Genomic DNA, 1,692 nt, shown 5'->3' with positions numbered 1-1,692 from the left:
CGTTGAGTTGGGTGTTGGCTTGCATGCCGGGCTCGCGGTGTCGGTCGGTGAAAGAAAGGCCCGCGCAGGGACGTCAGGCGTGCGCTGCCATGAGGCAGGAAGCGCTGCGCATGCCGAGCAGCGTCAGTCCCAGGGAGCCCAGCAGATGCAGCGCCGTGCAGCCCAGGGCCAGCAGATAGCGTTGCGCCATCAGCATTTCGAGCACTTCGGCCGAAAAGCCCGAGAAGGTGGTGAGCGCCCCCAGAAACCCCGTGGCCAGCGCCAGCCGCCACGCCGGGTCCAACGCGGGCATGGCGTGAAAGACGGCGAGGCAAACGCCAATGAGATAGCCGCCCGTCAGATTCGCGGCCAGCGTGCCCCAGGGAATCAGGCCCCCGGGGCTCAGCCACAGGCCCAGGCGCCAGCGTGCCAGCGCGCCCACGCAGGCCCCGATGCAGATGGCAAGAACATGTGGCATCGACCGGTCCGACGGGCTGAAAAATCAGTGCTCCCAGCGGCGCAGCACCAGGCTGGCGTTGGTGCCGCCAAAGCCGAAGCTGTTGGACAGCGCCGTGCGGATCGGCGCGGCGCGCGTCTCGCGCACCAGGGGCAGGCCCTCGGCTGCGGGGTCCAGCGTTTCGATGTTCGCCGAACCGGCGATGAAGCCTTGGCTCAGCATGAGCAGGCAGTAGATGGCCTCCTGCACGCCCGTGGCGCCGAGCGAGTGGCCCGTGAGCGACTTGGTCGAAGAGAACGGCGGGACCTGCGCGCCGAACACCCTGCGGATGGCGTGCAGTTCGGGCACGTCGCCCACGGGCGTGGAGGTGCCGTGGGTGTTGATGTAGTCGATGGGCTCGGCGGCCATGGCGATGGCCTGGCGCATGCAGGCCACGGCGCCGTCGCCCGAGGGGGCCACCATGTCGGCGCCGTCGGAGGTGGCGCCAAAGCCGATGATCTCGCCCAGGATCGCGGCGCCGCGCGCCTGCGCGTGCTCCAGGCTCTCGAGCACCACGGCGCCGCCGCCGCCCGAGAGCACGAAGCCGTCACGGTGCGCGTCGTAGGCGCGCGAAGCCTTCTCGGGCGTGGCGTTGTACGCGCTGGACATGGCGCCCATGGCGTCGAACAGCAGGCCCATGCCCCAGGTGACCTCCTCGCCGCCGCCGGCGAACACCACGTCCTGCATGCCCCAGGCGATTTGCTGCGCGGCCGCGCCGATGCAGTGCGCCGAGGTACTGCACGCCGAGGTGATGGAGTAGTTCACGCCCTTGACGCCGAAGTGGGTCGACAGGCAGGCGGACACCGTCGAGCCCATGCAGCGCGTGACCTGGTACGGACCCACGCGGCGGATTCCCTTGCTGCGCAGAATGTCCGCCGCCTCGATCTGGTTCGCCGGCGAACCGCCGCCCGAGCCCATGATGAGGCCGGTGCGCGGGTGTGAGACCTGCCCGGGCGCGAGGCCCGCCTGGGCGATCGCGTCGGCCAGTGCAACGTGCGCGTAGGCGGCTGCGTCGCCCATGAAGCGCAGCTGCTTGCGGTCGATGCGCTTTTCCAGGTCGATCTGCGGCACGCCCGCGACTTGGCTGCGCATGCCCAGCTCGGTGAACTGGGGCATGGCGCGGATTCCCGAGCGGCCCGCGCGCAACGACTGCGTGACCGTGGCCATGTCGTTGCCGATGCACGAGACGATCCCCGCGCCCGTGATCACCACACGCT

2 protein-coding genes are annotated in these 1,692 nt (G+C 70.0%); both read right to left on the bottom strand.

Annotated elements, in window-relative coordinates:
- Nucleotides 1-73: 73 nt before the first annotated feature.
- Entirely contained in the window at nucleotides 74-457 is a 384-nt protein-coding gene (crcB, locus tag VTU_RS0105995; protein WP_010102026.1) for a fluoride efflux transporter CrcB, read from the bottom strand.
- A gap of 24 nt (nucleotides 458-481) precedes the next feature.
- The coding region (gene fabB / locus VTU_RS0105990; RefSeq protein ID WP_010102024.1) for a beta-ketoacyl-ACP synthase I at nucleotides 482-1,692 on the bottom strand (1,211 nt) is incomplete at its 5' end.

Source organism: Verminephrobacter aporrectodeae subsp. tuberculatae At4, from assembly GCF_000193225.1.
GTDB lineage: Bacteria > Pseudomonadota > Gammaproteobacteria > Burkholderiales > Burkholderiaceae_C > Acidovorax > Acidovorax aporrectodeae.
Note: the sequence above shows the minus strand (reverse complement) of the source record. Positions and strands in the feature narration are given on the sequence as shown.

Excerpts from the sequence above, each read along its gene's own strand:
- crcB (WP_010102026.1), bottom strand. The coding sequence starts at position 457 with ATGCCACATGTTCTTGCCATCTGCATCGGGGCCTGCGTGGGCGCGCTG.